The sequence below is a fragment of the Paenibacillus sp. FSL K6-0108 genome, from assembly GCF_045040695.1.
Lineage (GTDB): Bacteria > Bacillota > Bacilli > Paenibacillales > Paenibacillaceae > Paenibacillus > Paenibacillus pabuli_B.
This window is the reverse complement of sequence record NZ_CP150288.1, coordinates 141,326-158,269: the sequence shown is the minus strand read 5'-3', so window position 1 is coordinate 158,269 and position 16,944 is coordinate 141,326. Positions and strand designations below refer to the sequence as shown.

The 16,944-nt window shown below is 49.1% G+C and carries 10 protein-coding genes, 10 tRNA genes and 3 rRNA genes; all 23 read right to left on the bottom strand.

Features of this window, described 5'->3' with window-relative positions:
* Positions 1-630, bottom strand: a complete 630-nt coding sequence (gene hisB / locus MHB49_RS00770; protein WP_405154661.1) for an imidazoleglycerol-phosphate dehydratase HisB — start codon at positions 628-630, stop codon at positions 1-3.
* Positions 623-1,927 (bottom strand): histidinol dehydrogenase, encoded by a 1,305-nt coding sequence (gene hisD / locus MHB49_RS00765; protein WP_405154660.1) that lies wholly within the window; start codon positions 1,925-1,927, stop codon positions 623-625. The genes hisB and hisD overlap by 8 nt, the downstream gene beginning before the upstream one ends.
* A 140-nt stretch (positions 1,928-2,067) precedes the next feature.
* Positions 2,068-2,727 carry an ATP phosphoribosyltransferase gene (gene hisG, locus MHB49_RS00760; RefSeq protein WP_405154659.1) on the bottom strand — a complete coding sequence of 220 codons (660 nt, stop codon included), beginning with the start codon at positions 2,725-2,727 and terminating at the stop codon, positions 2,068-2,070.
* Position 2,728: 1 nt separating this feature from the next.
* Positions 2,729-3,943: an ATP phosphoribosyltransferase regulatory subunit gene (locus MHB49_RS00755; RefSeq protein WP_405154658.1), complete on the bottom strand. Its 1,215-nt coding sequence runs from the start codon at positions 3,941-3,943 to the stop codon at positions 2,729-2,731.
* A 551-nt stretch (positions 3,944-4,494) separates the two neighbouring features.
* Positions 4,495-5,037 carry an acyltransferase gene (locus tag MHB49_RS00750; RefSeq protein WP_405154657.1) on the bottom strand — a complete coding sequence of 181 codons (543 nt, stop codon included), beginning with the start codon at positions 5,035-5,037 and terminating at the stop codon, positions 4,495-4,497.
* Positions 5,034-5,684 (bottom strand): pyrophosphatase PpaX, encoded by a 651-nt coding sequence (gene ppaX, locus MHB49_RS00745; protein ID WP_405154656.1) that lies wholly within the window; start codon positions 5,682-5,684, stop codon positions 5,034-5,036. The genes MHB49_RS00750 and ppaX overlap by 4 nt, the downstream gene beginning before the upstream one ends.
* 6 nt (positions 5,685-5,690) lie before the next feature.
* Positions 5,691-6,728, bottom strand: coding sequence for a prolipoprotein diacylglyceryl transferase (lgt, locus tag MHB49_RS00740; protein WP_405154655.1), 1,038 nt, complete (start codon positions 6,726-6,728; stop codon positions 5,691-5,693).
* A gap of 136 nt (positions 6,729-6,864) precedes the next feature.
* On the bottom strand, positions 6,865-7,803 hold the full coding sequence (gene hprK, locus MHB49_RS00735) for an HPr(Ser) kinase/phosphatase (protein WP_405154654.1): 939 nt from the start codon (positions 7,801-7,803) through the stop codon (positions 6,865-6,867).
* 263 nt (positions 7,804-8,066) lie between these two features.
* Positions 8,067-9,191 carry an ABC transporter ATP-binding protein gene (locus MHB49_RS00730; RefSeq protein WP_113054201.1) on the bottom strand — a complete coding sequence of 375 codons (1,125 nt, stop codon included), beginning with the start codon at positions 9,189-9,191 and terminating at the stop codon, positions 8,067-8,069.
* A 103-nt stretch (positions 9,192-9,294) separates the two neighbouring features.
* Positions 9,295-10,362 carry a PucR family transcriptional regulator gene (locus tag MHB49_RS00725; RefSeq protein WP_405154653.1) on the bottom strand — a complete coding sequence of 356 codons (1,068 nt, stop codon included), beginning with the start codon at positions 10,360-10,362 and terminating at the stop codon, positions 9,295-9,297.
* A gap of 289 nt (positions 10,363-10,651) precedes the next feature.
* Positions 10,652-10,724: transfer RNA gene (locus MHB49_RS00720), tRNA-Lys, on the bottom strand.
* A 7-nt stretch (positions 10,725-10,731) separates the two neighbouring features.
* Positions 10,732-10,817 (bottom strand) — tRNA-Tyr (locus MHB49_RS00715).
* 9 nt (positions 10,818-10,826) lie between these two features.
* Positions 10,827-10,902 (bottom strand) — tRNA-Phe (locus tag MHB49_RS00710).
* A 20-nt stretch (positions 10,903-10,922) separates the two neighbouring features.
* A tRNA-Asp gene (locus MHB49_RS00705) sits at positions 10,923-11,000 on the bottom strand.
* Between the two features lie 9 nt (positions 11,001-11,009).
* Positions 11,010-11,085, bottom strand: a tRNA-Thr gene (locus MHB49_RS00700).
* Between the two features lie 5 nt (positions 11,086-11,090).
* Positions 11,091-11,166: transfer RNA gene (locus MHB49_RS00695), tRNA-Val, on the bottom strand.
* Positions 11,167-11,175: 9 nt separating this feature from the next.
* Positions 11,176-11,252 (bottom strand) — tRNA-Met (locus MHB49_RS00690).
* Positions 11,253-11,297: 45 nt separating this feature from the next.
* Positions 11,298-11,389, bottom strand: a tRNA-Ser gene (locus MHB49_RS00685).
* 85 nt (positions 11,390-11,474) lie between these two features.
* Positions 11,475-14,403, bottom strand: a 23S ribosomal RNA gene (locus tag MHB49_RS00680).
* Positions 14,404-14,606: 203 nt separating this feature from the next.
* A tRNA-Ala gene (locus MHB49_RS00675) sits at positions 14,607-14,682 on the bottom strand.
* Positions 14,683-14,772: 90 nt separating this feature from the next.
* Positions 14,773-14,849, bottom strand: a tRNA-Ile gene (locus tag MHB49_RS00670).
* A gap of 37 nt (positions 14,850-14,886) precedes the next feature.
* A 5S ribosomal RNA gene (gene rrf, locus MHB49_RS00665) occupies positions 14,887-15,003 on the bottom strand.
* Between the two features lie 106 nt (positions 15,004-15,109).
* Positions 15,110-16,661 (bottom strand): 16S ribosomal RNA (locus tag MHB49_RS00660).
* The 16S, 23S and 5S rRNA genes sit together here with 10 tRNA genes alongside, the layout of an rRNA operon.
* Positions 16,662-16,944: the final 283 nt, after the last annotated feature.

Here is a 16,944-nt window from a genome sequence, read left to right as displayed (position 1 = left end):
CTACAGCACTCCCTTCGTGGAAGGCACACCTGTTACACGTGGATCAATCGTTGTTGCCTCATCCAGTGCACGTCCCAGTGCTTTGAAGATCGCCTCAATCATGTGGTGTGTATTTTGTCCGTAGTGCACGATAACGTGCAAGGTAATGCGCGCTTCCAGCGCCAGTTTCCACAGGAACTCATGTACCAGCTCGGTCGAGAAGCTGCCCACTTGCTGAGAAGGATATTGTGCACGGTACTCAAAGTGAGGACGGTTGCTGACATCGATGACTACCTGAGCGAGAGCCTCGTCCATCGGTACAAAAACACTCGCATAACGTTTGATGCCCCGTTTGTCTCCCAATGCTTCACGAAGAGTCTGTCCCAGACAGATCCCGATATCCTCCACCGTATGGTGATCATCAATATCAACATCGCCGCGTGCCTGTACGTTCAGGTCGAATTGTCCATGCTTCGTGAACAGATCCAACATATGATTCAGGAAAGGTACGTCTGTTTCAATTTCAGATTGCCCCGTTCCATCTACGGCAAAAGTAAGCTGAATGTCCGTTTCATTTGTTTTGCGATCTACCTCTGCCTGACGTACAGCACCCTTGTTCTGAAGGTCCAAACCATTATTCTGCTTATCCATTATCCGATTCCGCCTTTCCTTCCTGTTCTAGCCGTACAGCGATTGCACGGGCGTGTCCTTCGAGCCCTTCATGCCGGGCCAGCTCTATAATAGCCGCTCCATTTTGAAGCAATGCTTCCTTGCTGTAATAGATCAAACTCGATTTTTTGATAAAATCATCCACGTCCACAGGTGAACTGAATCGGGCTGTGCCGTTTGTCGGAATAATGTGATTCGGTCCCGCAAAATAATCCCCTACCGGCTCCGAGCTATACGGGCCGAGGAAGATCGCTCCGGCATTCTCAATCCGGCCAGCGTAAGCCATGGGCTCCTGCACCATGATCTCCAGATGCTCCGGTGCGAGCCGGTTCACCACGTCGATTCCCTCATCGATGGAATCGACCACAATAATCGCGCCATACTGCTCCACGGAAGCAGCAGCGATATCACGCCGCGGCAGCACGTCCAGCTGCTGCCGCACTTCGGCCTGCACGGCTTCAGCCAGCACGGCCGAGTTCGTGACGAGAATGGCCGATGCCATCTCGTCATGTTCCGCCTGCGACAACAGGTCGGCGGCGACATACACCGGGTTCGCCGTATCATCGGCGAGCACCACAATCTCACTCGGCCCGGCGATACTGTCGATATCGACGGCGCCGTACACCTCGCGCTTCGCGAGCGCCACGTAAATATTGCCCGGTCCACAGATCTTGTCGACCTGGGCAATGCTCTCCGTGCCGTAAGCAAGGGCGGCGATTGCCTGAGCGCCGCCAACCCGATACATCTCGCTCACGCCTGCTTCCGCAGCAGCCACGAGAATGTACGGGTTAATGCCTTCTCCGCCGTTCGTGGACGGCGGCGTCACCAAAACAATCTCCGGCACGCCAGCCACCTGTGCCGGAATCACATTCATCAGCACCGACGAAGGGTACGCTGCTTTGCCGCCAGGTACATACACGCCGACCCGTTTCAGCGGTCGGATTACCTGGCCCAGCAGACTGCCGTCCGGCTGCCAATCCATCCAGGAGTTGCGTTTCTGCTTCTCATGAAACGCACGAATGTTCGCGGCGGCTTGCCGGATCGCCGTCACGAAGGAAGGCTCCACGGCTGCATAAGCCGCCTGCAGCTCTTCCTGCGGCACGCGCAGCTCCGCGGCCGTTAGCTTCGTGCGGTCCAGCTGCTCTGTATATCGCAGCAGTGCCGCATCGCCTTCCCGGCGAATGTCGTTGACAATGCGCCGTACCGTTTCATTTTGCTCCGGTGTACCGTACTCCACTTCCCGCTTCAGATTAAATTCACGTGCAGGTACAATTTTCATTCGTACATCCTCCCTGTCCCTGTAGTGCCTGCCATACTTCTAGTGATAAGCCTGAATTCTATTTTATCCAACGTCCTATTCTACCGACGTCGATCATCATTCATCGATTAGTTACTTCCAATACATCTTGCCTGCTCCACTCACCCTCGGAAAGTTCCTGCCGATACCTCATTCGAGGCTGGAATGACCTGTTGGAGAGCATCGCATAATGCCTGAATCCGCGCGTTCTTCATCCGATAACTTACCCGATTGGCGATAAGGCGGCTCGTGATATCCAGAATCTCCGTCATCTCAACGAGACCATTCTCACGTAATGTCTGACCTGTCTCCACCAGATCGACAATTCGATCAGCCAGACCGATCAGCGGCGCCAGCTCGATGGAACCATTCAGCTTGATCACTTCCACCTGTTGTCCCTGCTCGCGGAAATATTGGGAAGCAATTCTCGGATACTTTGTTGCCACCCGCTGCTGAATGCCAGGAGTCCAGTCCGGTAGTCCAATAACAGACATGCGGCACTGTGCAATTCCCAGGTTCAACAATTCGTACACGTCCCGATTTTCCTCAAGCAGAACATCTTTGCCCACAATGCCGATATCCGCTACCCCATACTCCACATACGTTGGAACATCCACGGGTTTTGCCATGATGAACTCCATCCCGGCTTCCGGCACTTCAATCACCAATTTGCGCGTATCGTCCACATCTACAGGAATATCAAGCCCTGCTTCACGGAACAGTTTGGAGGCTTTCTTATAGATTCGGCCCTTCGGCATGGCTACCTTCAAAATCTCCGACATCTCAGCGTCCCCCTACATTTTTAGATCTGTACGTAATAACCTGCTCTGCCTGGATTGAAGTGCTGCTTACTGGACCATTACCAGTTGTTATACTTGTCTCTGCCCCATCTTTAGGAAGGAGAAACGTTACTACATTTTGACCAATGCTGCGTAGTCTGGCCGCTTCCGTTAGAGCTTCAGCCCGACATTCCGACGTATATTGAATACGTACAGGCTTCTTCTCTTCTATTGTAATTCCATGAACACCATCAATAATCCGGTTCGTTTTGAGGGCAAACCCTGTAGCCGGTAATGAACGGCCAAACTGCTGTAACAGATTGTCATATCGTCCACCGCTGCATACCGGTGATCCGAGCTCTGCCGCATACCCTTCAAACGTCATGCCTGTATAATAGGAGAAATCACCAATCATCGTCAGATCAATCAGCACATGCTCAGATACCCCGTACGCCTCCAACACTTCAAATACCGCACACAGATGTGCAATCGATTGTGCTGCTTCAGTACTCGAACTCAGCTCTGCTGCGTGTGTACATACCTCTTTACCTCCACGCAGACGCAAAATAGCTTCAAGCTGCTCCTTCAGTTTCGGTTCTAGATGCAATGCTTCGATGGATTGGCGATAACCAACATAATCTCGTCCCAGTAATCCTTCTTTTAGCTGTTCCTGTTGTACCAATTGACCCGGGATGACTTCTTCCAGCAATCCGTTCAGGAATCCCATATGACCCATCGCAATTTTGAAAGAAGACACACCTGCTGCCTGCAAAGAAGCAATCGCAAGGGCTACAACTTCTGCATCTGCCTCTGGTGAATCATCACCGACAAGCTCTACACCTGTTTGGAAAAATTCCGCCTCACGTCCTGCCTCCTCTTCAATGGATCGAAACACATTTGCATGATAGGACAGACGCAGCGGAAGCTCCTCATCCTTCAATAGAGAAGAGACCACACGTGCAATCGGAGCTGTCAGATCTGATCTAAGCACCAGCGTAGTCCCGCGACTGTTCAACAATTTAAACAGCTTGCGATCCGATGTAGAACTCGCTACACCTACCGTATCGTAGTATTCAATCGTTGGCGTAATGATTTGACGGTAACCCCAGCGTTCCATGCATTCCAATACATTCCTCTCAATCGTTCGCAGCTTGGTCACCACATGTGGTGTATAGTCACGAAAACCTGTCGGTTTTTCAAAGCCTTTTGGTTTGGACATTGGTATTATTCACCCCGAGTCAGAAATTTAAGATTGGTATACGCTCTATTTCAACAGGATTTATGTAGTGTAAATCCCCATTCTATCTTGTAACCTGAATTCTTATAGTTGCTGCCAAGCAGCCTTGAGAAAGTGTTTCATATGTGTTCATTTATGCTTCAATATAATTAAGTTCCATCTCTTTTCTTTAACATGGTAAAGTGCTAACAAACTAAAGGATATGGGATATGATAACATGAATGGCCATCCATCGTCAACATTAGACCCGTTTGGGATATGGTGTATTACATCCTTCATTTTGATGCCATTGCTGACGAGTAATCTGATTATTTGTATACGAAAAAAGCTGCCATCAGCAGCTTCCTTATTTCGGTCCGTGCAGCTTATTGCTCTACCCTTGACTAAACGAATCCAGGTAATTTGTATCGATTGTTAACCTGCTTTTTTCAAATGTTTCTTTATCTGTTCCCGATATATCCTTGGTCTTTTCACGGAATCATTCGTATTCCTGTTTTTGTTTCACTAAGAGTCCCAGTCTTCTGTGAGTCTTCTTATTCCAATGTTCCAGGATCAGGATCATCAGACTTTATGAACATCTCCTCTGCTGGAGCATTCGAGCTAGACAGATCACGAAGTGGATTCCCCCCAACAAAGGCCCCCGGAGCTACATCCTTATGAACCACCGCTCCTGCAGCTACAACTGCACCGTCTCCAATGGTTACACCCGGGAGGATGGTTGAATTTGCACCGATCAGTACATTTTCACCGATAATAACCTCTCCGAGTCTGTATTCTTTAATCAGATATTCGTGTGCCAGAATCGTGGTATTGTAACCAATCACGGAATTTTCACCCACCGTAATTTTTTCCGGGAAGAACACATCAACCATAACCATCAACCCAAATGCCGTATGTTTACCCACCTTCATGCCCAGCATGCGGCGATAGATCCAGTTCTTGACCGATAGAATCGGGCAGTACCGTGACAACTGAATCCAGATAAAGTTACGCATGCCTTTCCACGGACTCACGGTCTTGTAGATATGCCAAAGTGCGTTATGACCTTCTACGGGATAGCGGGTTACTTTTCTCATGAACGTTCCGTTTCAATCAGCGTAAGCAAGTCCTTCATGTCGTGCAGAATATAATCCGGGTTATAGTCGTTCAATACGGCCTCTCCCTTAAGCGACCAAGCTACGCCCGCCGAAAGAGCACCTGCGTTCTGAGCCGATTGAATATCCACTGGACTGTCACCCACCATCAATGTTTTGGACGGATCTGCACCCAACTCTTCGATTGCTTTCAGGACGGGTTCAGCATGCGGTTTGGGATTGGTTACATCGGTAACCGTCACAATCGACTTCATATATTTCATCAGGTCAAAACGCTCCAGCACCTTGAGAGTGGATGGACGAATTTTCGTTGTGACCACACCCATTACAATTCCTGCCTTATGAAGAGCTTCAACGACCTCAATCACATGAGGAAATGGCTGAACCATCGCATCATGATGAACGTCGTTGTACGCTCGATATCCTTTGACATACTCCGCAACATCCTCTTTCCCAGAGAACGTACGCATCTGATTTTCCAGTGTCCCCCCCATATGCGGGATGATCTGCTCACGTGTCCACGGGGTTGATACTTGCAAATCTTTCATTACATGAAGGAAAGAGTTGATAATTAGCTCATTTGTATCGATTATCGTTCCATCCAGATCAAACAAAACCGTGTCAATCATGCTGCATTACTCCTTTTTCTCTTCAGCTTGCTTTGGATCCTCTTTGGCCGAGACTGTCGTTGCCGTGTCCTCTTTGCTTGCAACCGGGCCTGTATGCACCATATCGTCCGATGATTCTGAAGGAACCTTGGAAGATACAATCGGATCACTGTACCGCACATCTGCCTTGCCTGTCGTTCTTCTCACAACGATGAAGACTATTGCAACAATAATGATGCCAATTGCCAGCAGCTGCGAAATTCTTACATTACCGTAGGCTGGATCAAGATATCCTTGCTCAAAGCCCATAGCTGTCATCGGAGACCATAACCCATTAACCATGGAGGCAACCCATTGCGGAGCCTGGAAACCTAAACTATCAGTACGCAGCGCTTCGATAAAGAAACGGCCGATCGAGTACCAGATAAAATAAGACATGAACAACTCACCAGCACGCAGGAACTTTTGCCGACGCAGTACAAGTAAGATCACCAAACCTACAAGACTCCACAAGGATTCATATAGAAAAGCAGGATGATGGAATACACCTTCCACATTCATCTGATTAACGATAAAGTCTGGCAAATGAAGCTTGTCTCTCAAAAACGATTCTTCTACAGGTCCGCCATAAGCCTCCTGGTTTACAAAGTTACCCCAACGTCCGATCATCTGTCCAACGATCAGTCCAGGTGCACAGATATCGGCCATGCGCCAGAAATTATACCCTTTACGACGGAAGAAAATGACTGCACATATGATTGCACCAATCAGTGCGCCGTATATGGCGATACCACCATTCCATATTTTAAAGACATCCCATAGATTATCCTTATAATCGTCCCATCGAAATGCCACATAATATATGCGGGCACCGATAATGGCAGAAGGCACACCAAGCAGGACCATGTCCATGAATACTTCCTGCGGGATGTTATACCGTTTGCCTTCCCGAATGACGAGCAACAAACCTACAAGTGCCGCTGTACCGAGAATAAGCCCGTACCAGTGAACCTTTAACGCTCCGATGGAGAACGCAATGGGGTTCAACAGTAATAATGTATCCATTCATTCACACTCCTATAAATTCACTTATCTGCATGCATGACCAAACGGGACCTGCTCCAAATCCCGTAAGAAGTAGAGCAGGCCGAACTTGGTCTTTATTTTAAAACGTTTAATTTGTTCCTATATTTCTCTATTCCTAGTCCATGTCTTCCATGTCTTCCGAAATTGTTGCTGTCAGCTTGTTTGTAAATTGCAGCGCAGCATTAAGACCCATTTGCTTAAGACGATAGTTCATCGCGGCAACTTCAATAATTACGGCCAAGTTCCGTCCCGGACGAACAGGAATGGTTACCAGGGGTACATCTGTATCGATGATTCGTGTTGTCTCCTCATCCAGACCGAGGCGATCATACTGCTTATCCTGCTGCCAAGCTTCAAGACGCACTACCAGAGTAATCCGTTTATTATTACGCACAGCCCCTGCGCCAAATAATGTCATCACGTTGATGATCCCGACTCCCCGAATCTCAAGCAGGTGGCGGATGAGCTCTGGTGCTGTTCCGTGCAGCTGGAAGTCTGATGTTTGCCTGATTTCAACTGCATCATCGGCAATCAAACGGTGTCCACGCTTCACCAGTTCAAGTGCCGTTTCACTCTTACCAATACCACTGCTGCCCGTAATCAGCATACCGACTCCATTCACATCACACAGTACGCCATGAATCGTTGCCGTTGGCGCAAGCTTACGCTCCAGGAATCCGGTAATACGGCTCGATAAAATGGTTGTAGCCATGTTGCTGCGAAGCACGGTCAGATTCTGCTCCTCACTGATATCGATTAGTTCCTGTGGTACTTCCAGTCCACGAGTCACCAATATACAAGGCGTTTCTTCCGTGCACAGGCGCTGCATCCGGTCACGACGCTCTGCTTCAGGCAGCATGGAAAAAAAGGCCAGCTCTGTTCTACCAAGCAGCTGCACCCGTTCTTGTGGATGATATTCAAAATAACCGGCCATTTCCAGGCCAGGACGGTTCAAATCGTCTACAGTAATGACTCTCTTCAGTCCGTGAGATCCAGACACAACCTCCAACTGGAACTGTTGTACCAATTCAGATACTTTCACTTTTTTCGCCATTTGTCTCTTCCTTTCAGCATTCGCTGCCCTCTATGTACATCAGCCTTAGCGTCATTCCATTACATTAATAGCGCATTCATGTTGTTTGTTACAGCATCTAACCTTCAAATAATCTTAAATGAATTCCGGGATGAATGCAATCTTGGCTTCACTCACCGATGAGTCAAAAAAGCCCCTTCCAGCAATAACGGAAGGGGCTCTGATTACAATGTATGATTGCGTTAACTGACAGATTCCATCGTTACCGATGAATCCCAGTATTATTAGTCTTGAAGAAGAACGTTTACTTCAGTCTCTTTATCAAAGATATGAACTTTGTTCATGTCAATTGCCATTTTGACTGTGGAACCATCACGAGTGTTGGAACGTCCGTCTACACGTGCGATTGTAGTGTCGTTACCTACACCGCTCAAGTAGAGGAGCATTTCGTGACCCAGGTTCTCTGTTACATCTACGTGTGTAGAGAATACAGAGTTCGGGGAAGCCTCCAGGAATACTGGCTCTTCGTGAATGTCTTCTGGACGAACACCCAGAATCACTTCTTTACCAATGTATCCTCTTGATTTCAGCACTTGTGCTTTACCTTGTGGGATTTCAACGTCCACACCAGGAGCTACGAAATGCAGGCTAGCACCTTGCTCTGCCAATTTACCCGAGATAAAGTTCATTGTCGGGGAACCGATGAAACCAGCTACGAACAGGTTAGCCGGGTGGTTGTAAAGCTCTTCCGGAGAAGCTGCTTGTTGGATGATACCATCCTTCATAACAACGATCCGATCACCCATTGTCATTGCTTCGATTTGGTCATGCGTTACGTAGATAACAGTTGTTTCCAAACGTTTCGCAAGTTTAGTGATCTCAGCACGCATCTGACCACGCAGTTTGGCATCCAAGTTGGAAAGAGGCTCATCCATCAAGAATACTTGTGGATCACGGACGATCGCACGTCCCAGAGCGACACGCTGACGTTGACCACCGGACAAAGCCTTAGGTTTACGCTCAAGCAAATGCTCGATATCCAGAATTTTAGCTGCTTCACGTACACGTTTGTCGATCTCGTCTTTTTTCACTTTACGCAATTTCAAACCAAACGCCATGTTTTGGTATACGCTCATATGCGGATACAAGGCATAGGATTGGAATACCATCGCGATATCGCGGTCTTTAGGAGCAACATCATTCACGACACGGTCGCCGATATAGAGTTTACCTTCAGAAATCTCCTCAAGGCCTGCGATCATACGCAGTGTTGTTGATTTACCACAACCGGACGGACCTACCAGTACCAAAAATTCTTTATCTTTAATGTCCAGGTTAATATCAACTACTGTTGCTTTATCAGAACCCGGGTATTTTTTGAAAATATGCTCTAGACGTACACCAGCCATGATTATTGCCTCCTCAAAGATCATTTTGTAATCGAATACATTTTGTAGTTTTATATTAACCCATTTACATGATAGTTGACTATTCGCAAACTGCACAAAAATATCAAAGCTTTTTCGTCACTTTGTACATAAGCAATAAAAGTCGCACCAGAACAGCACTATCGAAGTTTCTGACATCATATCCGATCTCCTGTTTGATCTTATCCAAACGATATACCAAGGTATTTCGGTGAATGAAGAGCCTCTTCGCCGTCTCGCTGACATTACAATCCAGATTGAAGAAAGTCTCCAGCGTAGCCAGTGTCTCACTATCACTAAACAGCATAGTGCCTTTCCCCGTCTCCTGTATAAAACGAAGACGTTGTTGCACAGGGATGCTATCTACTAAACGTTCGAGGTGCAGATCCCACGGGAGATGGATGTGTTGTGCGACATGGAAAGCCCGGCCCAAGTGAACACTCTCTTGAAGAAGTGCCGTGACAGGAGATAGCTGCTTTGCAGGGATACACGGTAAGGATGCAGACAAATGAAACACACCCGCCCATTCACTGGCAACCAATTCATATAACCCCTGACAAAATGCATTCAGTAAATCCTTTCTGGCTTCTGTCGTATCCTCTTCTGCCTCGCCTGTGACAATCTGTTCATTACCTAGAAACACCCACTCCTGCGCTCCCACAGGAATCAGTATAATCTCTTCACCGAAGTAGCTCTCGAGTAACTTGTTCAATTCCTTGGAACGAATGCGATGAGCATCAGGTGTCTCACATTGCAGCAAAAATGGAATTTTCTCTGTATTCAATTCTCCATCCAATGATAAATGATCCGGAATAGATTCCTGCTGAACACTTTGCTCAATCTGCTTTTGAAGCCATTGTCCCAATTCAGCAAGCTGCTGTTCTCTATCGTTTTCATATATCACGGGCTGTTTTTCATCTACCGGTTCCCTATGACTACTAATGAGAAGCTCGATTAAACGTTGTACTTCCAGCGTAACAGCGTCAACAGAGCACCCCCAATATACGACAGTTCCTTCTTCCTCATTCATTCCGACTTTAAAATATATACGGTCTACTGTACGCCTACTGCTTTCACCCGAAATCAAATCATCCTTCATCTCATGATCACGTGTGAGATCTTCGTCCTCTTTTGTGAAAGTATTACGAACCACTGGAGCAGTTCTATGATGAGTTGAGCCTAATCCATATTGATTCCATTCTTTTATAGTTATCACGGATTCGTCCAATGTAGTGCCTATAATTGCTTCGATTTGTTGTTTTAGATCAGGTATGAGCTTCATATAATGAACGCCACCACTCTGCTTTTTTCTATTATCTTATCATATCTTGCGCAGCATCGCCCTTTTCAGTCCTTATCATGAGTTTTCACATTCGATTTATTTATCCATAACAAAAAAGAGTGAATGATCAAATTAATGATCAATCACTCTTTTCAAAATATGAGTCATGAAGGGCTCGAACCTTCGACACCCTGATTAAAAGTCAGGTGCTCTACCAACTGAGCTAATGACTCAAAAAACTGGTGGAGGATGATGGATTCGAACCACCGAACCCGTACGGGAGCAGATTTACAGTCTGATGCGTTTGGCCACTTCGCTAATCCTCCAGGATTACATGGTGGCTCGGGACGGAATCGAACCGCCGACACGAGGATTTTCAGTCCTCTGCTCTACCGACTGAGCTACCGAGCCTTATTTAATTTTGGTATTAATGGCGGAACCGACGGGATTCGAACCCGCGATCTCCTGCGTGACAGGCAGGCATGTTAGGCCAACTACACCACGGTTCCAGGCATTAATGGTGCCGGCGAGAGGACTTGAACCCCCAACCTACTGATTACAAGTCAGTTGCTCTACCAGTTGAGCTACACCGGCGTATATGGTGGAGGCTGAGGGGATCGAACCCCCGACCCTCTGCTTGTAAGGCAGATGCTCTCCCAGCTGAGCTAAGCCTCCTGGGTAATATGGTAGCGGCGGAGGGGATCGAACCCCCGACCTCACGGGTATGAACCGTACGCTCTAGCCAGCTGAGCTACACCGCCATATTAATAATTGAACTTGATTGCTTGTCCATCTTAAGGTAAAGATGGCGGAGAGAGAGGGATTCGAACCCTCGCACCGCTTACGCAGTCTAACCCCTTAGCAGAGGGTCCCCTTATAGCCACTTGGGTATCTCTCCAAATAGACAATCATGAACAATGCTTACAAGGATTGCTCCCTGAAAACTAGATCCGAAACGAAATCTGCGACTTACAACTTGCATATTGGATAAGCCCTCGACCGATTAGTACTGGTCAGCTCCATGCATTGCTGCACTTCCACCCCCAGCCTATCTACCTCGTCGTCTTCAAGGGGTCTTACATACTGGGAAATCTCATCTTGAGGGGGGCTTCACGCTTAGATGCTTTCAGCGCTTATCCCGTCCGTACATAGCTACCCAGCGGTGCTCCTGGCGGAACAACTGGTACACCAGCGGTACGTCCATCCCGGTCCTCTCGTACTAAGGACAGCTCCTCTCAAATTTCCTACGCCCACGACAGATAGGGACCGAACTGTCTCACGACGTTCTGAACCCAGCTCGCGTACCGCTTTAATGGGCGAACAGCCCAACCCTTGGGACCTACTTCAGCCCCAGGATGCGATGAGCCGACATCGAGGTGCCAAACCTCCCCGTCGATGTGGACTCTTGGGGGAGATAAGCCTGTTATCCCCAGGGTAGCTTTTATCCGTTGAGCGATGGCCCTTCCATGCGGTACCACCGGATCACTAAGCCCGACTTTCGTCCCTGCTCGACTTGTAGGTCTCGCAGTCAAGCTCCCTTATGCCTTTGCACTCTTCGAATGATTTCCAACCATTCTGAGGGAACCTTTGGGCGCCTCCGTTACTCTTTAGGAGGCGACCGCCCCAGTCAAACTGCCCACCTGACACTGTCCCCGCACCGGATTACGGTACCAGGTTAGAACCTAGATACGATCAGGGTGGTATCCCAACGGTGCCTCCACCGAAGCTGGCGCTCCGGCTTCAAAGGCTCCCACCTATCCTGTACAGATCGTACCCAAATTCAATATCAAGCTGCAGTAAAGCTCCATGGGGTCTTTCCGTCTTGTCGCGGGTAACCTGCATCTTCACAGGTATTAAAATTTCACCGGATCTCTCGTTGAGACAGCGCCCAAGTCGTTACGCCATTCGTGCGGGTCAGAATTTACCTGACAAGGAATTTCGCTACCTTAGGACCGTTATAGTTACGGCCGCCGTTTACTGGGGCTTCGGTTCACAGCTTCGGGATTACTCCCTAACCGCTCCCCTTAACCTTCCAGCACCGGGCAGGCGTCAGCCCGTATACTTCGCCTTACGGCTTCGCACAGACCTGTGTTTTTGCTAAACAGTCGCTTGGGCCTTTTCACTGCGGCCCCCTCGTGCTATTCACACTACCGGGGCACCCCTTCTCCCGAAGTTACGGGGTCATTTTGCCGAGTTCCTTAACGAGAGTTCTTCCGCGCGCCTTAGAATTCTCTTCTCGCCTACCTGTGTCGGTTTGCGGTACGGGCACCATCACCTGGCTAGAGGCTTTTCTTGGCAGTGTGAGATCATGACCTTCGCTACTATAATTTTCGCTCCCCATCACAGCCCAGCCTTAACGATGTGCGGATTTGCCTACACATCAGCCTCACTGCTTAGACGGACATCCATCAGTCCGCGTCACTACCCTGCTGCGTCCCCCCATTGCTCATAACGGCTTACGGTGGTACAGGAATTTCGACCTGTTGTCCTTCGACTACGCCTTTCGGCCTCGCCTTAGGTCCCGACTTACCCTGAGCGGACGAGCCTTCCTCAGGAACCCTTAGGCTTTCGGCGGATCAGATTCTCACTGATCTTTTCGTTACTCATACCGGCATTCTCACTTGTATAATGTCCAGCGCTCCTTACGGTACACCTTCAACCCTTATACAACGCTCCCCTACCCCTGATGCAAAGCATCAAGCCATAGCTTCGGTGGTGTGTTTAGCCCCGTTACATTTTCGGCGCAGAGTCACTCGACCAGTGAGCTATTACGCACTCTTTCAATGGTGGCTGCTTCTAAGCCAACATCCTGGTTGTCTGTGCAACTCCACATCCTTTCCCACTTAACACACACTTGGGGACCTTAGCTGATGGTCTGGGCTGTTTCCCTTTTGACAATGGATCTTAGCACTCACTGTCTGACTCCCGGAAGTAAGTCTATGGCATTCGGAGTTTGACTGAGCTTGGTAACCCTTGCGGGCCCCGCACCCAATCAGTGCTCTACCTCCACGACTCTGTTTTCCGAGGCTAGCCCTAAAGCTATTTCGGGGAGAACCAGCTATCTCCGAGTTCGATTGGAATTTCTCCGCTACCCCCACCTCATCCCCGCACTTTTCAACGTGCGTGGGTTCGGGCCTCCAGTGCGTGTTACCGCACCTTCACCCTGGACAGGGGTAGATCACCCGGTTTCGGGTCTACGTCCACGTACTCATTCGCCCTATTCAGACTCGCTTTCGCTGCGGCTCCGGCTCTTCACCTTAACCTTGCACGGGAACGTAACTCGCCGGTTCATTCTACAAAAGGCACGCCATCACCCCTAAAACGGGCTCTGACTTTTTGTAAGCACACGGTTTCAGGTTCTATTTCACTCCCCTTCCGGGGTGCTTTTCACCTTTCCCTCACGGTACTGCTTCACTATCGGTCGCTAGGAAGTATTTAGCCTTGGCAGATGGTCCTGCCGGATTCATACGGGGTTTCACGTGCCCCGCACTACTCGGGATCCGTCTCGGAGAGAGCAGACTTTCAACTACAGGGCTTTTACCTTCTTTGGCGGGCCTTTCCAGACCTCTTCGTTTAACCGGCTCCTTTGTAACTCCATGTGAGACGTCCCACAACCCCAGAGAGCAAGCTCTCTGGTTTGGGCTTCTCCGCGTTCGCTCGCCGCTACTGACGGAATCACTATTGTTTTCTCTTCCTCAGGGTACTTAGATGTTTCAGTTCCCCTGGTATGCCTCTACGTAACCTATGTATTCAGTTACGAGTAACTGGAAATTACCCCAGCTGGGTTTCCCCATTCGGACACCCCCGGATCAAAGCTTGCTTACAGCTCCCCGAGGCACTTTCGTTGTTCGCCACGTCCTTCATCGGCTCCTAGCGCCTAGGCATCCTCCGTGTGCTCTTAGTAGCTTAACCATTACGCTCGTGTTCGAGCTGTCACTTCCCTTGTTTTGGACTATGTCCAAAGCCAAAAGTCGCTCCATTTCGATCACTCGCTCCAGCAATCTACCGTTTTTATTGAAACTTGCTTAACACAAGTTCAGCTAAAAAGGAATGTTCTAATTCGCATATTTCGTTTCGATATCTAGTTTTCAAAGAACAAGCTTGTAAAATCTTGTTGGTGGAGCCAAGCGGGATCGAACCGCTGACCTCCTGCTTGCAAGGCAGGCGCTCTCCCAGCTGAGCTATGGCCCCAAATTTCACCCCAAAAAGTGAAGTTTGCCTACGAAGTCGATTCCGATTACTTTCCGGGGACCCCGCATACAAAATACTTATGAAGTTAAATGGTGGGCCCTGGTGGACTCGAACCACCGGCCTCACCCTTATCAGAGGTGCGCTCTAACCAACTGAGCTAAGGGCCCACATTATATATTATATTGAAACCCGTAATGGGTTTACGCTTGGCGGCGTTCTACTCTCCCAGGACCCTGCGGTCCAAGTACCATCGACGCTGAAGGGCTTAACGGTCGTGTTCGGGATGGGAACGTGTGGAACCCCTTCGCTATCGCCACCAAACGTTTGAGAGTTTGAGCTCTCAAAACTGAGCAACGAGTGAGCAACTAGCCGACCTGGCTAGATTTGATATTTGAATGTTTCCGCTGCGGGAAACGATTCTCCATAGAAAGGAGGTGATCCAGCCGCACCTTCCGATACGGCTACCTTGTTACGACTTCACCCCAATCATCTATCCCACCTTCGGCGGCTGGCTCCTTGCGGTTACCCCACCGACTTCGGGTGTTATAAACTCTCGTGGTGTGACGGGCGGTGTGTACAAGACCCGGGAACGTATTCACCGCGGCATGCTGATCCGCGATTACTAGCAATTCCGACTTCATGCAGGCGAGTTGCAGCCTGCAATCCGAACTGAGACCGGCTTTTTAGGATTAGCTCCACCTCGCGGCTTCGCGGCCCGTTGTACCGGCCATTGTAGTACGTGTGTAGCCCAGGTCATAAGGGGCATGATGATTTGACGTCATCCCCACCTTCCTCCGGTTTGTCACCGGCAGTCACCTTAGAGTGCCCATCCGAAATGCTGGCAACTAAGATCAAGGGTTGCGCTCGTTGCGGGACTTAACCCAACATCTCACGACACGAGCTGACGACAACCATGCACCACCTGTCTCCTCTGTCCCGAAGGAAAGGTACATCTCTGTACCGGTCAGAGGGATGTCAAGACCTGGTAAGGTTCTTCGCGTTGCTTCGAATTAAACCACATACTCCACTGCTTGTGCGGGTCCCCGTCAATTCCTTTGAGTTTCAGTCTTGCGACCGTACTCCCCAGGCGGAGTGCTTAATGTGTTAACTTCGGCACCAAGGGTATCGAAACCCCTAACACCTAGCACTCATCGTTTACGGCGTGGACTACCAGGGTATCTAATCCTGTTTGCTCCCCACGCTTTCGCGCCTCAGCGTCAGTTACAGCCCAGAGAGTCGCCTTCGCCACTGGTGTTCCTCCACATATCTACGCATTTCACCGCTACACGTGGAATTCCACTCTCCTCTTCTGCACTCAAGTCACCCAGTTTCCAGTGCGATCCGGGGTTGAGCCCCGGGATTAAACACCAGACTTAAATGACCGCCTGCGCGCGCTTTACGCCCAATAATTCCGGACAACGCTTGCCCCCTACGTATTACCGCGGCTGCTGGCACGTAGTTAGCCGGGGCTTTCTTCTCAGGTACCGTCACCTTGAGAGCAGTTACTCTCCCAAGCGTTCTTCCCTGGCAACAGAGCTTTACGATCCGAAAACCTTCATCACTCACGCGGCATTGCTCCGTCAGGCTTTCGCCCATTGCGGAAGATTCCCTACTGCTGCCTCCCGTAGGAGTCTGGGCCGTGTCTCAGTCCCAGTGTGGCCGATCACCCTCTCAGGTCGGCTACGCATCGTCGCCTTGGTGAGCCGTTACCCCACCAACTAGCTAATGCGCCGCAGGCCCATCCCCAAGTGACAGATTGCTCCGTCTTTCCAGTTTCCTTCAGGCGAAGAAAACAACTATTCGGTATTAGCTACCGTTTCCGGTAGTTGTCCCAAACTTGAGGGCAGGTTGCCTACGTGTTACTCACCCGTCCGCCGCTAACCATCAGAGAAGCAAGCTTCTCTTCAAGTCCGCTCGACTTGCATGTATTAGGCATGCCGCCAGCGTTCGTCCTGAGCCAGGATCAAACTCTCCAATAAAGTATTGAAAAGAGCGATGAGCTCATTTTGAATCTGACGAGATTAAAAATCTCAATTTATCGATCTTGCAAGCAAGATCGTTACTCACTCGTTGTTCAGTTTTCAAAGATCAAACTTGATGTTTTTTCTCGTTTTTTCGTCACCATTTTCTCTCAGCGGCGACTTTTATAATATACCATACTTCGTTTGTTTCAGTCAAGCTTTTTTTGAAATTCTTTTTTCGAGTTCTTATCGAACCCTTGAATTTCGTCAAAAGCATTTAACCAAGCAAGCAAAGCAACGA